Source organism: Burkholderia sp. Bp8998 (assembly GCF_003854235.1).
In the GTDB taxonomy this organism is placed as follows: Bacteria; Pseudomonadota; Gammaproteobacteria; order Burkholderiales; family Burkholderiaceae; genus Burkholderia.
The window spans coordinates 37,513-55,565 of the sequence record NZ_QTQF01000035.1; the positions used below are offsets into that span (position 1 = coordinate 37,513).

The 18,053-nt window shown below is 70.5% G+C and carries 10 protein-coding genes; 5 read left to right on the top strand and 5 right to left on the bottom strand.

The annotated features are described in order from the left end of the window. Positions 1-43 precede the first annotated feature (43 nt). From arfB to recC, 4 genes are read right to left on the bottom strand one after another with little or no spacing between them, the layout of a single operon-like run. Positions 44-448, bottom strand: coding sequence for an alternative ribosome rescue aminoacyl-tRNA hydrolase ArfB (arfB, locus tag DIE06_RS28535; RefSeq protein ID WP_044848015.1), 405 nt, complete (start codon positions 446-448; stop codon positions 44-46). Beyond that, a complete protein-coding gene (locus tag DIE06_RS28540) occupies positions 445-2,748 on the bottom strand; it encodes an AAA family ATPase (protein ID WP_124664271.1) in 2,304 nt (767 codons plus the stop codon). The genes arfB and DIE06_RS28540 overlap by 4 nt, the downstream gene beginning before the upstream one ends. Then, the gene (gene recB, locus DIE06_RS28545; protein ID WP_124664272.1) at positions 2,745-6,449 is read right to left on the bottom strand and encodes an exodeoxyribonuclease V subunit beta; all 3,705 of its coding nucleotides are present in this window, start codon (positions 6,447-6,449) and stop codon (positions 2,745-2,747) included. Before recB ends, DIE06_RS28540 begins: the two co-directional genes overlap by 4 nt. After that, positions 6,446-9,784, bottom strand: coding sequence for an exodeoxyribonuclease V subunit gamma (recC, locus tag DIE06_RS28550; RefSeq protein WP_124664273.1), 3,339 nt, complete (start codon positions 9,782-9,784; stop codon positions 6,446-6,448). Before recC ends, recB begins: the two co-directional genes overlap by 4 nt. Positions 9,785-9,965: 181 nt before the next feature. Here recC and DIE06_RS28555 point away from each other — a divergent pair, with 181 nt between their 5' ends. Both DIE06_RS28555 and DIE06_RS28560 read left to right on the top strand, forming a co-directional pair. Next, positions 9,966-12,257, top strand: a complete 2,292-nt coding sequence (locus DIE06_RS28555) for an FUSC family membrane protein (RefSeq protein ID WP_124664274.1) — start codon at positions 9,966-9,968, stop codon at positions 12,255-12,257. A 318-nt stretch (positions 12,258-12,575) separates the two neighbouring features. Further along, on the top strand, positions 12,576-13,943 hold the full coding sequence (locus DIE06_RS28560; protein ID WP_124664275.1) for an amino acid permease: 1,368 nt from the start codon (positions 12,576-12,578) through the stop codon (positions 13,941-13,943). 174 nt (positions 13,944-14,117) lie between these two features. On the opposite strand, the gene DIE06_RS28565 is transcribed toward DIE06_RS28560, so the two are convergent. Beyond that, positions 14,118-14,279: a hypothetical protein gene (locus DIE06_RS28565; protein WP_006476417.1), complete on the bottom strand. Its 162-nt coding sequence runs from the start codon at positions 14,277-14,279 to the stop codon at positions 14,118-14,120. A gap of 241 nt (positions 14,280-14,520) precedes the next feature. Here DIE06_RS28565 and DIE06_RS28570 point away from each other — a divergent pair, with 241 nt between their 5' ends. The 3 genes from DIE06_RS28570 to DIE06_RS28580 are packed head-to-tail and all read left to right on the top strand — an operon-like array spanning position 14,521 to position 18,017. Beyond that, a complete protein-coding gene (locus tag DIE06_RS28570; RefSeq protein ID WP_124664276.1) occupies positions 14,521-15,570 on the top strand; it encodes a Fe(3+) ABC transporter substrate-binding protein in 1,050 nt (349 codons plus the stop codon). Beyond that, on the top strand, positions 15,560-17,236 hold the full coding sequence (locus DIE06_RS28575; RefSeq protein WP_124664277.1) for an iron ABC transporter permease: 1,677 nt from the start codon (positions 15,560-15,562) through the stop codon (positions 17,234-17,236). The genes DIE06_RS28570 and DIE06_RS28575 overlap by 11 nt, the downstream gene beginning before the upstream one ends. 4 nt (positions 17,237-17,240) lie before the next feature. After that, positions 17,241-18,017: an ABC transporter ATP-binding protein gene (locus DIE06_RS28580; protein ID WP_185733496.1), complete on the top strand. Its 777-nt coding sequence runs from the start codon at positions 17,241-17,243 to the stop codon at positions 18,015-18,017. Positions 18,018-18,053: the final 36 nt, after the last annotated feature.

Below are 18,053 nucleotides of genomic sequence, written 5' to 3' on the forward strand. Positions count from 1 at the left end.
GGCGGCACGGGCTCGCCCGCCACACCGCCGGTTCAGCCTTTCGTCAGTCGATCACCTTCCCTCTTCCGGACTTCACCACGCTGCGGCGCGACTTGTGTTCGAGCCGCCGCTCCTTCGATGCGCGCGTCGGCCGTGTCGCGACCCGCGCGCGCGGCGTGAACGCGACGCTGCCGATCAACGCATCGAGCCGCGCGAGCGCCGCCTCCCGGTTTTTCTCCTGGGTGCGGTATTCCTGCGACTTGATCACGACGATGCCGTCGCGCGTGATGCGCTGGTCGGACAGCGCGAGGAGCCGCTCCTTGATGACGGGCGGCAGCGACGACGCGCGGATGTCGAAACGCAGGTGAATCGCGCTCGACACCTTGTTGACGTTCTGGCCGCCGGCGCCCTGCGCGCGCACGGCGGTCCATTCGACTTCGGCCGGATCGAGCGTGTAGCGGATCATCATCGCAACGTCTCCTGGCGGCGCCGCGCGAGCGCCTCGTCGACGCGGGCCGCCAGGCCCGAATCGCGTTGCGTGCGCGTCGCGACCGCCTGCGCCAGCACGCGTCGCGGGCCGATCACCTGCACGCGCGTCCGCGCGCGCGTGACGGCCGTATAGACGAGTTCGCGCGTGAGCACACGGCTGAACGACGCCGGCAGCACGAGCGCGGCCTCGTCGAATTCGGAGCCCTGCGATTTGTGGACGGTCAGCGCGAACGCCGTTTCGTGCGGCGGTAGCGCCGCAGGCGACACGGCGCGCGCGGTACCGTCCGCGCGACGGAACCACACGCGCAGCACGCCGTGCGCGTCCGGCAACGCGATGCCGATGTCGCCGTTGAACAGCCCGAGCGCATAGTCGTTGCGCGTCACCATGATCGGCCGCCCGGTGAACCAGTGCGCGCCGACCGCGAGCGGAACACGCGCGGCATGTCGCACATGCGTGGCCACCAGCGCATTGACGTGCTCGGCGCCGCGCGAGCCGTTGCGCGTCGCGCACAGGATCCGGAAGCGGTTGAGCGCATCGAACAAGGGCAACGGATCGGGCACCGGCTCGGACAACGCGGCGCGCAACGCATCGAGGTAGGCGCCGAACCGGCGCGCGAGCCGCTCGACCGTCGACGCCGCGAGCATGTCGCCCCCATCGTCATGAAACGACGCGGCAGCGGCATCGTCCGTCGGCAACGCGTCGAGCGCGCCTTGCACGTCGCCGCGACGGATCGCGAGCGACAGACGGCCGATCGCCGAATCGAGACCGAAACGGTAATTGCGCTCGAGCCACACGACGCAGTCCGCGAGCGGTGCGGGCGCGGGAGACGCGGCGGCAATGGCGTCGTCGGCTCGCGTTGCAACGGTCGACGCCCATGCCGAATCTCCCGCATTGGCCGGATCGAACGGCGTGAGCTCGACCGCGTCGAGCCACGCGAGTTCGTCGGCCTCGATCCACGCAGGATCGGTGGCCGCGGAGGCGCTCTCGGTATCGGTCGGTGCAAGCGCCGCAGGCGGCAACGAAGCCGCCGGTGGCGCCGCATCAGCCGGGGAAACCGCTTCGTCCTGCGGGTCGTCGTCGAACAGCGACGCCTGGCGCGTATCCACGTTCCGCCGCGCCGACGGCTTGCGCGCGGCAGTCGCCGATAACGGAACAGATGCTGGCGCTGGCGCTGGAATTGGCGCGGCTACCACCCCCGCCGCCTCGCCGTCCGGCACCGGCAACGCCGCGACGAACGCCGCTTCGTCGATCCCGAGCGCATCCGCAATGCGCGTGCGCGCCGTGGCGGTAAACGTCGGCCGTGCGCTGAGCTCGGCGAACACGGCACCGGCTTCGACCGCGGCAAGCTGATCCTTGTCGCCGAGCAGCACGAGCCGTGCACCGGGCGCGAGCGCATCGAGCAGATGCGCGGCGAGCGCGACGTCGATCATCGACGCCTCGTCGACCACGATCAGGTCGTACGGCAACGGATTGTCGCGATGATGGCGGAAGCCCGCCGCGCCACCGCCGCCGAGCAGGCGGTGCAGCGTGTACGACGTGTCGGGCAGGCGCGCGGCAAGTTCCGGCGGCAGGTCGCCCGCCCGTGCGTGCAGCGCTTCCTGCATCCGCTGCGCGGCCTTGCCGGTCGGCGCCGCCAGCGCGATGCGCAACCCCGGATGCGCGTCGAGCAGACAAGCCAGCACGCCGACGACGGTCGTCGTCTTGCCGGTGCCGGGGCCGCCGCTGACGATCGTCACGCGCCCTGTCAGCGCGACGATCGCCGCGACGCGCTGCCAGTCCACGTCGCCCGTCGCGGGCCCGAAGTAACGCGCGAGATTCTCGCGCAACCGGTCCGGCGACAGCGCGTCGCCCGGTGCGGCGATGCCGGCCTGCGCGACGAGGGCATCGGCGAGCCGTCGTTCGTAGTCGAAGTAGCGCGACAGATACAGATGGTCGAGCCGGTCGACGATCAGCGGCCGCTCGTCGCCGCGCACGAGCGTGCCGAACGCCACGACGCCGCTGGCGGCAAGCGCCGCGCGCACGTCGTCGACCGGTTCCTCGTAGCGCTGCGCGAGCGCGCCGAGCGACACGCACACGTGACCGCCCGCGGTCGCCCGGCTCGTCGCGAACGCGGCACGCGCCGCCCAGCGCGCGGCCACGGCCGGCGCACCCGCGCGGCGCGACAGGTCGCCGATGCGCCGCGCGAATCCTTCCGCGAGCGCGATGCCGAAATCAGCCGGCTCCGGCAGGCGCGCGACGAGGCCGCCGGTGAATTCGAGCGTATCGTCGGTGACGTTCATGCGCGTCCCCCTTCCATCATCCGGTCGAGCGCGTCGACGAGTTCGCGCGCGGGCCGCCGCGCATGCACGCCGGCCGGCTCGCCGCCGCTGCGCCAGCCCGGCCGCACGCCGCGCACGAACAGGTACAGGTAGCCCGCCATGTGCGTGTCGTAGTCGTAGCCGGGCAGCCGCCCGCGCAGATAGCGATGCAGCGCGACCGTATAGAGCAACGCCTGCAGGTGATACGCGTGATCGGCCATCGCGACGTCGAGCGCGCGCGGGCCGTAGGCATCCGGCGTATTGCCGAGATGGTTCGACTTCCAGTCGACGATCCAGAAGCGGCCGTCGTGTTCGACGATCATGTCGATGAAACCCTTGATGAAACCGGCGAGCATGCCCGCGTCCAGCGCAACGTCCGGATAGCCGTGCGCGACCAGCAACCGGCGCAGCGCGCCGAGCTCGAGCGACGGCGCCGGGAACAGGAAACCCATTTCGTCGAGCCGCTTCGCGGGATCGAGATCCGCAAGCCGCATGCCGGGCACGAGCTCCGTGCGCACGACATCGTCGACGAGCCGCGCCATCATCGCCGGCAGGCGCGTCGCGAGTTCGGGCTCGGCCTCGACCGGCCGGTCATGCAGCGCGCCGAGCGCCGCCTGGTGCCACGAGTCGGGCTCGGTGAACCGGCTGAGTTCGAACAGCCGGTGCAGGCACTCGCCTGCTGCCGCACCACGCGGAAACACGAGGATGTCGTCGTCCGGCGGCTCGACCGCAACCGTGTCGGCCGCGGCGAACGCGCCGTCCGGCGCCACGGCGGCAAGCGCATCGTGATCGGGCCGCAACTCATCGTCCGGCACGACCGCAACGCCTGCCTCCTCGCGTGCCATCGACGCGGTCAGCGAACTGAAGCTCGCCATCCGCCACGCGTCGCGCAGCACGCGCGTCGCATGGCGTGCCGCGAGCGTCCGCGACGCATCGTGCCCGGCCGCGAGCCGCTCACGGCGCGCCGGCACCGGCAACGGTGCGACGCTCACGGGCCCGCTCGCAAGCGCTTGCCACGCGGCGTCGAGCGCCGCTTCGTCGGGCGGCTCGTCGAGCCACGCGTCGAACGACTGGCCGGCGCCGGCCACGAGCCAGTTCAGCACGCTGCGCCGCGCCTCGCGGGTCGAGCGCGACGACAGATAAGGCCCGGCGACGAGATAGCACCGATAGACCGCGCGCGTGAGCGCCACGTAGACGAGCCGCGCGCGTTCCGCCGCCTGTTCACGCAGCGCCTGGCGCGCGGCATGCTCGGCGGCTTCGTCGTCGCACCCGTAATGCAGCACGGCGTCGCCCGCGTCATCGTGATACTCACGCGCGTCGGGCAGCGCCGACGCGGGCGGCTCGCGCAGCCCGCCGTCGTTCAGGAACGGACAGAACACGACCGCGTATTCGAGACCCTTCGACTTGTGCACGGTCACGATCTGCACGAGGTTGCGATCGGATTCGAGACGCAGCTGCGCTTCCTCGCCGCCGCCATCGAGCCGTTGCGCGGCGAGCCAGCGCAGCGTCGGCGCGATGCCCGGCTGCGCGGACGCGCGCGCCTGCGTCAGTTCGGCCAGATGGTTGATGTCGGTCACGCGGCGTTCGCCGTCCGCGCCGGCCATCAGCCGCTCGGCGATCCGCAGCTCGCGCGTGAACGTGCGCCACATCACCGCGAAGCCGCGTTCGCGCCACAGCAGCCGGTAGCGCGAGAAGCGCTCGACCCAGCTCATCGCGTCCGCGCTGTCGGCCGCTTCGCGCGACGCGTCGCCGTCGCCCTGCTCCATCCGCCACAGCGCACCCGCATCGAGGCCGAACCAGTCGGCCGCCAGCGCCGCACGCAGGCGCCGCAGATCGCCCGGCGCATCGATCGCCGCCAGCACGCGCTCGAGCTGCTCCGCGTCGCCGGTCGAAAACACCGACGCCTGCGCGAGCTCGACACTGCCGATGCCCCATGTGGCGAGCACGCGCTTCACGAGGCTGCCCTGACGGTGCGTCTGCACCAGCACCGCGATGTCGCCCGGCGACAGCGGCGTATCGCCGAGCCGCACATGCCCTTCGCGCGCGCCGCGCATCAGCCGGGCAATCTCGGCCGCGCACGCCTGGGCGGCCTGTGCCTGCGCGTCGCGCTTGAGCAGCGTGCCGTCGCCGCCCGGCAGCGCCCAGATCCGGAAATCGCCGGCCGGGCCCGGATCGGTCCCGTCGACGAACGGTGCACGCACGCGCGTGCCGGCCCGCACCGCGTAATAGTCGAGCCCGTCGAGCACGAACGCGCGCGGGTTCGACATGAAGAAGCGGTTGCACGCATCGACGATCGCCGGCGTCGAGCGCTGGTTGACCGCGAGCGTGTAGCACGCGCTGGCGCTTGCCCGCGCGGCGAGATACGTGTGCAGATCGGCCGCGCGGAAGCTGTAGATCGCCTGCTTCGGATCGCCGACCAGAAAGAGCGGGCCGCCCGGCGCGAAGATCCGGTTGAAGATCGCGAACTGCAGCGGATCGGTATCCTGGAATTCGTCGATCAGCGCGGCCGGATAGCGCGCGCGCAGCGTCTCGGCGAGCCACGGATGCGCATGCAGCGCGTGATACAGGTTCGCGAGCAGGTCGTCGAACGACACGACGCGGCGCGTACGCTTGCGTTCGGCCAGCGCGCCCGGCGCCGTGTCGAGCCAGTCGGCGATCAGCGCGAGCCAGCGCGCGCGCTGCGCGGCCTCGGCCGCCGCCACCGCCGCTTCGAGCGCGTCGGCCACGTCGAAGAATGGGTGTTCGGGGGTCGCGCCGCCCTTTTTCGTTGCCTTCGCGAGCGCGGCGCGCGTGAGCTTGAGCGCCGCCTTCGGCGGCGCGGCCGCGGCATTGCCCTGCGCGAAATGCGCGGACCACGCCGCGAGCGCATCGGCGACCGCGTCGGGCTTGTGCGAGCGCTGGTTGAGCACGGGCTGCGCGGTGCGCAGCAACGCGTCGATCGCCTCGCGCTCGTCGGCCCACATCCGCGCGGCCTCCGCAAAGCATTCGGCGGCAGCGGCCTCCGCCGATTCGTCCGGTTCGACGACGCCGTCCCAGCGCAGCGCGGCGAGCGGCTTCTTCAGCCGGCGAGCGAGCTGCGCATCGAGCGCGGCCGGGCCCGCGCCCGAATCGACGAGCCATGTCGCGAAGCCCGGCCAGCGCGCGGCCATCGGTTCGACGCGCGTACGCCAGAAGTCCGCCGCAAGCTCGAAGCGCAGCGCCGCATCGTCGGCCTGCATCTCGAACGCGAACGGCATCGCGGCCGCGAACGGCGCTTCCTGCAGCGCACGCTGGCAGAACGCGTGGATCGTGTGGATCGCCGCCTGGTCGAACGCGCGCAGCGCACGCCGGATCCGCTTCGCGGCGGTCTCGGAGTCGAGCGCGCCGGCTTCGCCGAGCGTCGTCTCGAGCAGGCGCGCGACGAACGGATCGCCGCCGTCGTCGCCGGTATCGAGCGCATGCGCGAGCTGCGCGAGCCGCCCGCGAATCCGCTCGTGCAGTTCGGCGGTCGCCGCCTTCGTGAAGGTCACGACGAGGATTTCATCCGCGCCGAGATCCTTCTCCAGCAACAGGCGCACGTAAAGCGCGCAAATGTTCCACGTCTTGCCGGTACCGGCCGACGCCTCGATCTGGTTGACGCCGTCGAGCGGGCACGCGAACACGTCGAGTTCGAGCGCCGCCTGCGGCTGTGATGCGGCGCTCATGCGACCTCCTTCAGGTGTTCCAGCATCGGCTCGAACACGAGCCGCGCGAGCGTACCGAACGGCTCGTCGAGCGACGGATGCGCACCGCGCCATGCGATCGCGATGGCCGGATCGTCCGCTTCGCTTGCCACGCGCTCGTTGATCCACACGCTCGCGGCCTTCGCCTCGCCGTCGGAAACGCGCGCCCATGCGCTGCGCGGGAAGAACCGCAGCGGCATGCGCCGTCCCGCGCGAAACAGCGCGGCGAGCGGCGCAAGGCGCTCGAGCGGCGCCGCGACCGGCGTGAGTTCGAAGGCGCCACCGCTGCCGAACCACAGCGTGCGACGCGGACCGTCGGGCTCCACCGCGCAGTAGACGAGGTGCGCGAGCCACGCGGACAGGTAGTCGCGTGCGCTTGGCCGTGCATAGCGATAGATGATCTGGCCCGCCGGCGTGAGCCGGTTCAGCGTACCGTGCAGTTCGAGCGGCGCGCTCACCGCGTCGCCCGCCAGCATCGCGTCATCGGCGCCGAACAGCGGCTGGTCGGTGTCGGGCCATGCGGGCGCGAGCGACAGCGTGAACGGCCGCCGTTCCATGCCGTCGGCCAGCGCACGCCGCACGTTCGACGCGAGCTGCGTCATCGAGCCGAGCGCCTGGTCGCGCCAGACGGCGCCCGTCGCGCCGCCCGGCAGTTCCGGGCTGGCGTCCGCGATGCGCAGCGCATGATCGTGCACGCCCCCTTCATCCGATTCGATCAGGAGCGGCAACACGCGCTCGGCGAGCGCGTCGCTGCCCGCGAAGTCGAGTGCGAACGGCTCCGTGTCGAGCAGTTCGGCCTGCGCGTCGGACAGCACGATGCCGAGCCGCGCGCGCAGCAGCGCGCGGGCCGGATGCCGCCAGAAACGTTCGAATTCGCTGAACGCGACGGGCTCGGCCGGTTCGGCCGGCAGCGGCTGCGCGAAGAACGGCCGCTCGCGCGTCGCGTCGCGCGCGGCTTCGGCTGCCAGCAGCGACGCAAGCGTCGCGCGCTCGGCGTCGTACGAAGCCAGTTCGCTGCCGGGCCTGAAATACTCGGCCGCGAACGGTTGCAGCGGATGCTCGACGATGAACGCGCGCCGCGCGGCGTCGACCGCGTCCGGCGCGGCGTCCTCGCCGGCCGTGACGAGCGCGAGATGGTCGAGCAGTTCGTCGACGAGCGCCGCGGGCGGCAACGGCGCGTTGTCGCGAATGCTGCGCCCCGTATAGGCGATCAGCAGCCGGTCGCGCGCGGCGAGCAGCAGGTCGAGGAACAGGTTGCGCTCGTCGTCGCGGCGCTGCCGGTCGCCGAGCTTCGGCAGCACGGCCATCAGGTCGAACTCGTCCGCGCGGGCGAGGCTCGGCAGCACGCCGTCATCCATCCCGAGCAGGCACACGACGCGATACGGCAACCCGCGCAAGCTCGTCAGCGACGAGAACGTGACGCCGCCCCACGGCACCCCGCCGCGCGCCGGATCGTCGAGCGCGGCTGCCAGCCCCGCGCGCACGACGGCGGCGGGCAGCGCCTCGTCGGGCGCGCCTTCCGTCATCGCGGCGAGCATCGCGTCGAGCGCGTCGCGCACGCCCGAGAGCGCATCGGCATACGCGGCGCCGGAGTCGAAGAACCGCGCGAGCGTGTCGGCGAACAGTTCGCTCCATGCTCGAGGCGTGTGCGCGTCGGCAAGCCGTCGCGAGAAGCCGTCGAGATCGTCCGTGAAGCGCGCGAGCCGGCCGAGCAGTTCGGCCTCGCTGCCGGTGGCCGCCTCGATCGGCAGCCACGCGCCGACCGGTGCGGCGCCTTCGGGCATCGCATAGCCGAGGAAGAGCCGCGCGAGGGCATCGGAAAACGTATGGCGCGGCGCAGGCACCGCCGCATCGTCGCTCGCCGCCGGCGACAGCCCGCGCCGCGCGCCGGCGGCCGCAAGCCAGGTCTGCACCGTCTCGAGCGCGGCTGCGTCGATGCCGTAACGGGCCGCCACCGCGTCGACGCGCAGCCATTCGACCAGCTCCGGCGCGCCGACCTGCCGCTCCGGCAACGCGAGCCATTCGAGCAGCACGCGCGCGACCGGGTTCGCCTGCGACGGAGGCAGGCCGGTGATCCGGTAAGGCACGCGCGCGCCGCCGGCGCCCGCCGTGCCGAACACGGCATCGATCAGCGGCCCGGCCGCCGCGAGATCGGCGACCGCCACCAGCACATCGGACGGCTGCAGCGTCGCGTCCGCATCGAACCACGCGAGCAGGCGGTCATGCAGCACCTCGAGCTGGCGCGCGAGGCTGTGGCACACGTGCACCTCGATCCCGCGCTCGGCCGGCGCTTCACCGAGCTCGGCCTCCGGCCGCAGGTCGAGGATCGCGTTCTGCACGCGCGCGAGCCAGGTCGGCGCGGGGTTCCCGACGAACCGCGACGCATCGCCTGACGCGGCGCTTTCGGTCAGTTCGTGCAGCATGTGCAGTTGCGCCTGCGATTGCCGGCCCCACTCCGCGAGCAGCGGATGGCCGACTTCGTGGTAGTCGAGCCGGCCGGCCGCGTCGAGCGCCTCGGCATGCGCGGCGGTGACGATGTCGAACCAGAATTCGCGGCACGGGTTGAGCGCATAGACGCGCACGTCGATCCAGCGCGACAGCTCGCGCAGCAGCGCGACGTGCAGCGGCGGCATCGTCGGCAGCGCGAACACGCTGACCGATTCCGGCCAGTCGGCCCGCGCGACGGTTTCGGGATCGAGGTTGCGCGCCTCCACGAGGAAGCGATGCGCGGGCGGCGTGCCGCTGTCGCTCAGCTCCGCGAGCAGCGCGCGCCACAGGGCGGCCTGCCAGTGCTCGTCGTCGCGTGCGGCATCGCTGACGCCGCGTGGCGCACCGTCGCCCGCGAGCACCGACTCGCCGGCCTGCCACGCGGCCAGCCATTCGGGCCGATAGGTCAGGTAATGATCGAGCACGGCCGCGACGCGCTGCGCGAGCTCGTAGCGCATCGCGTCGTCGGACGCGGACAGATACGCGGCCAGCCGCGGCGACGCGCGCCACGGCGCGCCGCCCGCGTCCTGCGCGAACAGCCGGTAGCAGCGCCACACGAGGCGATCGGGTGCGAACGGCGAGCGTGCGGGCACCGTCAGCACGCGGCCGATCTGCGCCCACAGCCATTGCGCGAGATACGTGAACTCGACGTTCGCGCACACGCCGTGGCGCGCGGCGATGTCGAGTTCCAGACGGCGGCGCAACGCCGCGCTCGGCACGATGACCTGTTGCGGCGCCCACGGACCGTTGCGGGCCGGGAACGCGGCCAGGTCGTCGAGCAGCGCGTCGGCCAGCGTTTCGTGACGGTTCGAATAGAAGAGATGGAGCATGAAGCGGATGTCGAAGCCTCGCGCCGGACCGGCCGGGCGAACGGGAGCACCAAGGATAGCAAAAGGGGCGTCGCGATGAACCTCGTCCGAAAGGCCAGGTTTTGCGGACCGCGAAATACGATAGACTCGTCGCCAGTCAATACGCCGCCCCGGGCGTCTTCGCCTGTCATTCAGCCCATCGATGCGCTATTCGGTCGAAATCAGAAAGTTTTTCTACAGCCAGTACTTTTTCGGCGGCCTGCGGATCGCGGTCGGCGTATCGCTGCCGGCCGTGCTGTGCCTGATCGTGTTCAACAACCGGGAGCTCGGCTTCACGATCTCGACCGGCGCGCTCGGCGCGTGCGTCGTCGACATGCCGGGCCCGCTGAAGTACAAGCACAACGAAATGCTCGCGTGCAGCGTGATCGGCTGCCTGGCCGCGCTCGCGACCGGCCTCGCCACGCCGAACATCTTCGCGCTGTGGCTGACGATCGTACCGCTCACGTTCGTGCTGTCGCTGATCGTCGTCTACGGCAACCGCTGGCCGCAGATCAGCTTCGCGACGCTGTTCATGATGGTGATGACGCTCGAGGAGAAGTTCACGCCGCTGCAGGCGTTCATCAATGCCGGCTGGATTCTCGCGGGCGGCCTCTGGTACACGTACTGGGCAACGCTCGTGTCGCAATGGCAGGCGCGCCGGATCGAGCAGCAGGCGCTGGCCGAAAGCCTGTTCGCGTGCGCCGACTACCTGCTCGCGCGCGCGCAGTTCTACGACCTCGACGCCGATCTCGACGAGTGCTACCGCAATCTCGTCGCGAAGCAGATCACCGCGGTCGAAACGCAGGAAACCGCGCGCGACATCGTGCTGCGCAACCTGCCGAAGCTGCGTCGCGGCAAGCTCGATCCCGGCCGCACGACGATGTACAACCTGTTCATCAACAGCGTCGACCTGCACGAACTGTTCGTCGGCGCACACACCGACTACCCGCTCGTGCGCAATACGTTCGGCGGCTCCGACCTGATCATTTTCTATCGCGACCTGATCCGCAAGGCGGCCGCCGATCTCGAGGAGATCGGCCTCGCGGTGCTCGAGAACCGCGCGCCCCATTCGCGGATCAGCGTGAAGGCCGAACTGCGCGCGATCGAGTACGAGATCGAGCTGATGCGCAAGAAGAACTTCCCGGCCACCAACACGGAAGCGTACGCGGCCGTCCTCGCGACGTTCCGGCGCATCTGGAGCGCGACGCGCCTGATCGACCGGATGCGCCGCAACCTGTCGGGCCATGCCGACCCGCAGCAGACCGAACTGAAGATCGACAAGGCGCTCACGCGCTTCCTGCAGCGGCGCCGGATGTCGCCGCTGCTGATCTTCTCGAACCTGAACATGGGCTCGCCGAGCCTCCGCCACGCGCTGCGCGTGACGATCGCGGTCGCGGTCGGCTTCTGGCTCGGCCGGCTGCTGCCGCTCACGAACGCCTACTGGATCGTGATGACGACCATCATCATCCTGAAGCCCGGCTACTCGCTCACCAAGCAGCGCAACGCGCAGCGTATCGTCGGCACGCTGATCGGCTGCGCGGCGAGCATTGCGCTGATCTACACGGTCAAGGAGCCGCACCTGCTGATCGCGATCATGTTCGGGTCGATGGTGATGAGCTACAGCCTGCTGCTGTTCAATTACGCGGCGAGCGTCGTGTTCACGTCGTCTTACGTGCTGCTGATGTTCCACCTGCTCGCGCCGGGCAGCATGCGGATCATCGGCGAGCGCGCGATCGACACGGTGGTCGGCTGCATGATCGCGATCGCCGCGAGCCGCCTGTTCCCGTACTGGGAATACCGGCTGATGGGCAAGCTCGTCACCGACATGCTGACGTCGACCCGCAAGTATTTCGAGGCCGTCTGGCGTGCCGGGCGCGGCGCATCGACACCGCCCGTGCCGGCCGCCGACGGCGCGGCGGTCGTGCCGGTCGTCGCCGCGGCGATCGAGACGCCGGCCGCGGCCCTCGACGACGACTACCGCTACCGCCTCGCGCGCAAGAACGTGCACATCGCGTTCGCGAACCTCGGCCAGGCGTTCCAGCGGATGATGATCGAGCCGAAGGCGCACCAGCGCTTCGTGCCGGAGCTGAACGACCTGCTCGTGCAGACGCACGTGCTCGGCGCGCAGATCACCGCCGCCGCGCCGCTGATCCGCAGCGCGTGCGTGGCCGACGAGAACCTCGTCCACGACGATGCGCTGCACCGCGGCCTGTCCGCCGTGCTCGAGAATCTCGAGAAGGCGGAAGCCGGCGAGCCGCCGCCGGCCGACCAGCTCGACGCGACGAAGCAGATCACGCGCGACCTCGACGCGATGGTCGTGTCCGCGGAAAAATCCGACGCGGTGGGCGCCGAGCTCACGCACGACCTGAAGGTGCTCGCGCACCAGTGCAAGCAGATGCTCGCGTCGTCGCTGCTGATCCGCAAGGACGCAAGCGTCATCCGCCTGCCCGCATGACGGCATGACGTTGTCCCGCCGCCGGCCGCCCGCGCATGCAAGCGGGCCGGCCGGCGGCGCGCCCCGCTCCCGCAATGCCCTTCCGAAGCATGTCCCGTCCGCCCCGCACGGCCCGTGTGCCCGCCCCATACTGCCCGTGGGCACGCCGCACGATGGCCCCCCCCCGATTCCGTCGGTTGCGCCAGTCAGGGAATACCCGATTCCGGCCACATGGCCCGGCTTGTTATCATTCGTTCACGTTCAAGTTGTATATACAACTTGAGCCAACCGGGCCGGCCTCGCTTGCCCGGTCCGTCGCATAACGATATCGGAGACTCGATGAAAAACTTGCAGCGCCACCTGAGCGCGCGGCACATCCGCTTTCTCGCGCTGGGCTCGGCGATCGGCACTGGCCTGTTCTACGGCTCGGCGTCCGCGATCCAGCTCGCGGGCCCGGCGGTGATCCTGGCCTACATCCTGGGCGGCGCGGCCGTCTACATGGTGATGCGCGCGCTGGGCGAGATGGCCGTGCGCGAGCCCGTCGCCGGCTCGTTCGGCCACTACGCGACCGAAAACCTCGGCCCGTTCGCGGGCTTCGTCACCGGCTGGACCTACACGCTCGAAATGGTGATCGTCGCGATCGCCGACATCACCGCGTTCGGCATCTACATGGGCTTCTGGTTTCCGGATATCCCGCAATGGATCTGGGTGCTCGGCGTCGTCGCGGTCATCTGCGGGCTGAACCTGTGCCACGTGAAGGTGTTCGGCGAGCTCGAGTTCTGGCTGTCGATCATCAAGGTCGGCGCGATCGTCGCGATGATCGGCGGCGGCGTCGCGATCCTGTTGACCGGCATGCATTTCGGCCATTCGGCCGACGTGCCGACGTTCGCGAACCTGTGGAACCATGGCGGCTTCTTCCCGAACGGGATCGGCGGGCTGATCGCGTCGCTGTCGGTCGTGATCTTCGCGTACGGCGGCATCGAGGTGATCGGGATGAGCGCCGGCGAGGCGAAGGACCCGGAGCGCGTGATTCCGCGCGCGATCAACGCGGTGCCCGCGCGCATCCTGCTGTTCTACGTGCTGACGATGGTCGTGCTGATGTCGATCAGCCCGTGGACCGGCGTCGGCAGCGACGGCAGCCCGTTCGTGCAGATCTTCTCGGCGCTCGGCGTGAAGTCGGCCGCGACGATCCTCAACCTCGTGGTGATCAGCGCGGCGATCTCGGCGATCAACAGCGACATCTTCGGCGCGGGCCGGATGATGTTCGGGATGGCGCGGCAGGGCCAGGCGCCGCGCGTGCTGATGACGACGTCGCGGCACGGCGTGCCGTGGGTCACGGTGCTCGTGATGGCCGGCGCGCTGCTGGTCGGCGTGCTGCTCAACTACCTGATGCCGAAGGATGTGTTCCTGGTGGTCGCGGCGATCGCGACGTTCGCGACCGTGTGGGTGTGGCTGATGATCCTGCTGTCGCAGGTCGCGATGCGCCGTCGCCTGTCGAGCGCGGAAGTCGCGGCGCTGAAGTTCAAGGTGCCGCTGTGGCCCGTCGCTCCCGCGCTGACGATCGTGTTCATGGGTTTCGTAATCGTGATGCTCGGCTGGTTCGACGATACGCGTGTCGCGCTCTACGTCGGCGCGGCATGGCTCGCGCTGCTCGCGGTCGTGTTCTACGCCCGGATCCGCCCGAAATTCGCGCCTGCGTCACGATGACGCACGACTGACCCTTCCATGCGGCGCGCCGGCTTCGGCGCCCGTGTCTCTCCCGGCGGAACGCGGCGCCTCGCGCGTCGCCCGCCGCCGCCTCGCCCCTTCCCGCCGTTCCTGCGCATCGCCGGCTGCCCGGCCGGGCCGCGCAGCCACCATGCGCCCGCGCCAGCGCCGGCGTCAGTGCGACGCGGCGCTCGCGGCCTCGGCCGGATGGGCCTCGTCGTACGCGTGCTTCTGCGAGATCGCGTTGTACAGGATCGTCCCGATCACGAGCAGCACGGCCACGACGATCAGGATGCTCACGTTGCGGACAGGGTTCTTCTTGCGCTGATCGTTCATGGTCGGTGCGGCTCCGTCGAATTCGTTGAAGCGGGCATTCTACGCGCTTGCGCTCGCGCCGCGACGCCCTGTTGCACGCCCTCCTTCCGCCTTCCTTCCTGACTTCCCTCACCTTTCATTTGATAATCATTCCCATTCCGATCTAGAATCCGAAATCTTTCGCTTTGTAATGTTTCGGGTCACTCAGGCGGCAGGCATGCCCCGGAACGCTTCTTCGTCCGCCTGCCTCACCGGAGTCTCCATGTCGAATCCGCGCACCCGCCTGCTGCCGCTCGCCGGCGCCCTCGCCCTCGCCCTTGCCGCCGCCGCGTTCGCGCCGCTGGCCCACGCTGCCGAGGAAGTGAGCCTGTACACCACCCGCGAACCGAAGCTGATCCAGCCGCTGATCGACGCGTTCACGAAACAGAGCGGCGTCAAGGTCAACACGGTGTTCGTGAAGGACGGCCTGCTCGAGCGCGTGAAGGCGGAAGGCGCGCAATCGCCGGCCGACGTGCTGATGACGGTCGACATCGGCAACCTGCTCGACCTCGTCGACGGCGGGCTCGCGCAGCCGGTGCGTTCGAAGGTGCTCGACGACGCGATTCCCGCGAACCTGCGCGGCGAGCAGGGCGACTGGTACGCGCTGTCGCTGCGCGATCGCGTGCTGTACGTGGAGAAGGACCTGAAGATCGACACGTTCCACTACGAGGATCTCGCCGATCCGAAATGGAAGGGCAAGGTCTGCATCCGCTCGGGGCAGCATCCGTACAACACGGCACTCGTCGCGGCGATGATCGCGCACGACGGCGAAGCCGCGACCGAAAAATGGCTGCGCGGCGTGAAGGCGAACCTCGCGCGCAAGGCGACGGGCGGCGACCGCGACGTCGCGCGCGACATTCTCGGCGGCATCTGCGACGTCGGTCTCGCGAACGCGTACTACGTCGGTCACATGAAGAATGCGGAACCGGGCACCGATGCGCGCAAGTGGGGCGACGCGATCAAGGTCGTGCGGCCGACGTTCGCGAACGCCAGGAGCGGCGGCACGCACGTGAACGTCAGCGGCGCGACGGTCGCGAAACATGCGCCGCACAAGGCCAACGCGGTGAAGCTGCTCGAATACCTCGTGTCGCCGGAAGCGCAGGCGCTGTATGCGCAGGCGAACTACGAATACCCGGTGCGCGCGAACGTGAAGCTCGATCCGGTGATCGCGAGCTTCGGCACGCTGAAGGTTGACCCGCTGCCGCTGACCGACATCGCGAAGCACCGCAAGGCGGCCAGCCAGCTCGTCGACAAGGTCGGCTTTGACAACTGACGCATCGGTCGCGCGCGCGCGCCGCCAGCCGCTCCGTTCGCACGCGGGCAGCCTCTGGCTGGGTGCGGCCGTCGCGATCGCCGCGGCGGTCGCGGCGCCGCTCGCGGTGCTGGTCGCCGCCGCATTCGGCGCCGATCTCGCGCACTGGAAGCACCTCGCCGAATTCGTGCTGCCGCAGGCGCTCGTCAACACGCTGCTGCTGCTCGCGGGCGTCGGCGCGATCGTCACGGTAATCGGCACCGGCTGCGCGTGGCTCGTCACCGCGTACGATTTTCCCGGCCGCCGGATGCTGACCTGGGCGCTGTTGCTGCCGCTCGCGGTGCCCACCTATATCGTCGCGTTCGCATATCTCGACCTGCTCCACCCGATCGGCCCCGTGCAGGGCGCGATCCGCTGGCTGCTCGGCTTCGACAGCCCGCGCCAGTTCCGCCTGCCCGACCTGCGCGCGCTGCCCGGCGCGATCTTCGTGCTCGGCTTCGTGCTGTATCCGTATGTGTACCTGAGCACGCGCGCGATGTTCGTCACGCAGTCCGCGAGTCTTCTCGAAGCCGCGCGCACGCTCGGCGCGGGACGCATCGCGACGTTCTGGCGCGTCGTCGTGCCGCTCGCGCGGCCCGCGATCGCGGTCGGCGTGAGCCTCGCGCTGCTCGAAACGCTGAACGACATCGGCGCGTCGGAATTCCTCGGCGTGCAGACGCTGACCGTATCGGTCTACACGACGTGGATCACGCGCTCCGATCTCGCCGGCGCCGCGCAGATCGCGCTCGCGATGCTCGCGATCGTCGTCGGCATGATCGTGCTCGAACGCTACGGGCGCCGCCGCCAGCGCTACGCGCACGGCCGGCGCATGCGTCCGGTCGCGCCGCGCAAGCTGACGGGCGTGGCCGCGTGGAGCGCCGCCGCGTTCGGCTGGCTGCCGGTGCTGCTCGGCTTCGGCGCGCCGGCCGCGTACCTCGTGGTCGAGACCGGCAAGCGGCTGCATCTCGTCGGCGGCGTATCCGCGCAGTTGCTGACCGGGCTCGTGAACACGCTGGCGATCGCCGCCGCCGCAACGGTCGCGACGCTCGTGTGCGGGCTGGTCGTCGCGTGGGCGGCGCGCGCGCAGCGCGACAGCGCGCGTGCGGGCCCGGCCCGCGTGTGCGCGCGGATCGCGAGCCTCGGCTATGCGGTGCCGGGCACCGTGCTCGCGATCGGCCTGCTGATCCCGTTCGCGACGGCCGACCGGCTGCTCGGCGCGGCGCTCGGCCGCGACGGGCTGCTGCTGATGGGGTCGGCGGCCGCGCTCGTGATCGCGTACTCCGTGCGCTTTCTCGCGATCTCCGCCGGCAGCATCGAAGCCGGCCTCGCGCGCATTCCGCCGTCGCTCGAACAGGCCGCGCGCTCGCTCGGCGAGACGGCCGGCGGCACGCTGCGCCGCGTGCACCTGCCGCTGCTGCGGCCCGCGCTCACGACCAGCGCGCTGCTCGTCTTCGTCGACGCGATGAAGGAGCTGCCGGCGACGCTGCTGCTGCGTCCGCTGAATTTCGACACGCTCGCGACCTGGCTGTACGCGGAAGCCGCGCGCGGCACCTATGAGGAAGGCGCGGTCGCCGCGCTCGCGATCGTGCTGGCCGGGCTCGTGCCCGTGATCCTGCTCGCGCGCACCCGTCACAAGATCGGAGCCTGATATCGTGAATAACCTGCTCGAACTCGACGACCTCTGCGTCGCCTACGACACGCCGCACGGCCGCCGCACGGTGGTCGACGGGCTGAGCCTCGCGCTGCCGCGCGGCGACATCGGCTGCCTGCTCGGTGCATCCGGCTGCGGCAAGACCACGGTGCTGCGCGCGATCGCGGGCTTCGAGCCCGTGCGTATGGGGCGCATCGTGCTGGACGGCGCGCCCGTCGCGGCGCCGTCGCTCGACGTGCCGCCCGAGCGGCGGCGCATCGGCATGATGTTCCAGGACTATGCGCTGTTCCCGCACCTGAGTGCGGCCGACAACGTCGCGTTCGGCCTGCGGCGCATGCCGAAGGCCGAGCGGCGCGCCCGCGTCGCGGACATGCTCGCGCTCGTCGGCCTCGCCGCTTCGGGCAGCGCGTATCCGCACGAACTGTCGGGCGGCCAGCAGCAGCGCGTCGCCCTCGCCCGTGCGCTCGCGCCGTCGCCGGAGCTGCTGCTGCTCGACGAGCCGTTCTCGAATCTCGACGTCGACACGCGCGAGCGGCTCGCGTTCGAGCTGCGCGACATCCTCAAGCGCACGGGTCACACCGCGATCCTCGTCACGCACAACCAGGCGGAAGCGTTCGCGATCGCCGACCGGATCGGCGTGATGAAGGATGGCCGGCTCGCCCAATGGGATACGCCATACGCGCTCCACCACCATCCGGCCAGCCCGTTCGTCGCGGAATTCGTGCGCCGCGACGCGCTGGCGGACGAACGCGCACGCGCCATGGCGCGCGGGCGCTGAGCGGGCAATCACGACAACGGCGCGCGTCGGCTGCGG

Bases quoted from the DNA above. Each gene is read 5' to 3' on its own strand.
- arfB (WP_044848015.1), bottom strand. From the start codon at position 448: ATGATGATCCGCTACACGCTCGATCCGGCCGAAGTCGAATGGACCGCC.
- DIE06_RS28540 (WP_124664271.1), bottom strand. From the start codon at position 2,748: ATGAACGTCACCGACGATACGCTCGAATTCACCGGCGGCCTCGTCGCG.
- recB (WP_124664272.1), bottom strand. From the start codon at position 6,449: ATGAGCGCCGCATCACAGCCGCAGGCGGCGCTCGAACTCGACGTGTTC.
- recC (WP_124664273.1), bottom strand. From the start codon at position 9,784: ATGCTCCATCTCTTCTATTCGAACCGTCACGAAACGCTGGCCGACGCG.
- DIE06_RS28555 (WP_124664274.1), top strand. From the start codon at position 9,966: ATGCGCTATTCGGTCGAAATCAGAAAGTTTTTCTACAGCCAGTACTTT.
- DIE06_RS28560 (WP_124664275.1), top strand. From the start codon at position 12,576: ATGAAAAACTTGCAGCGCCACCTGAGCGCGCGGCACATCCGCTTTCTC.
- DIE06_RS28565 (WP_006476417.1), bottom strand. From the start codon at position 14,279: ATGAACGATCAGCGCAAGAAGAACCCTGTCCGCAACGTGAGCATCCTG.
- DIE06_RS28570 (WP_124664276.1), top strand. From the start codon at position 14,521: ATGTCGAATCCGCGCACCCGCCTGCTGCCGCTCGCCGGCGCCCTCGCC.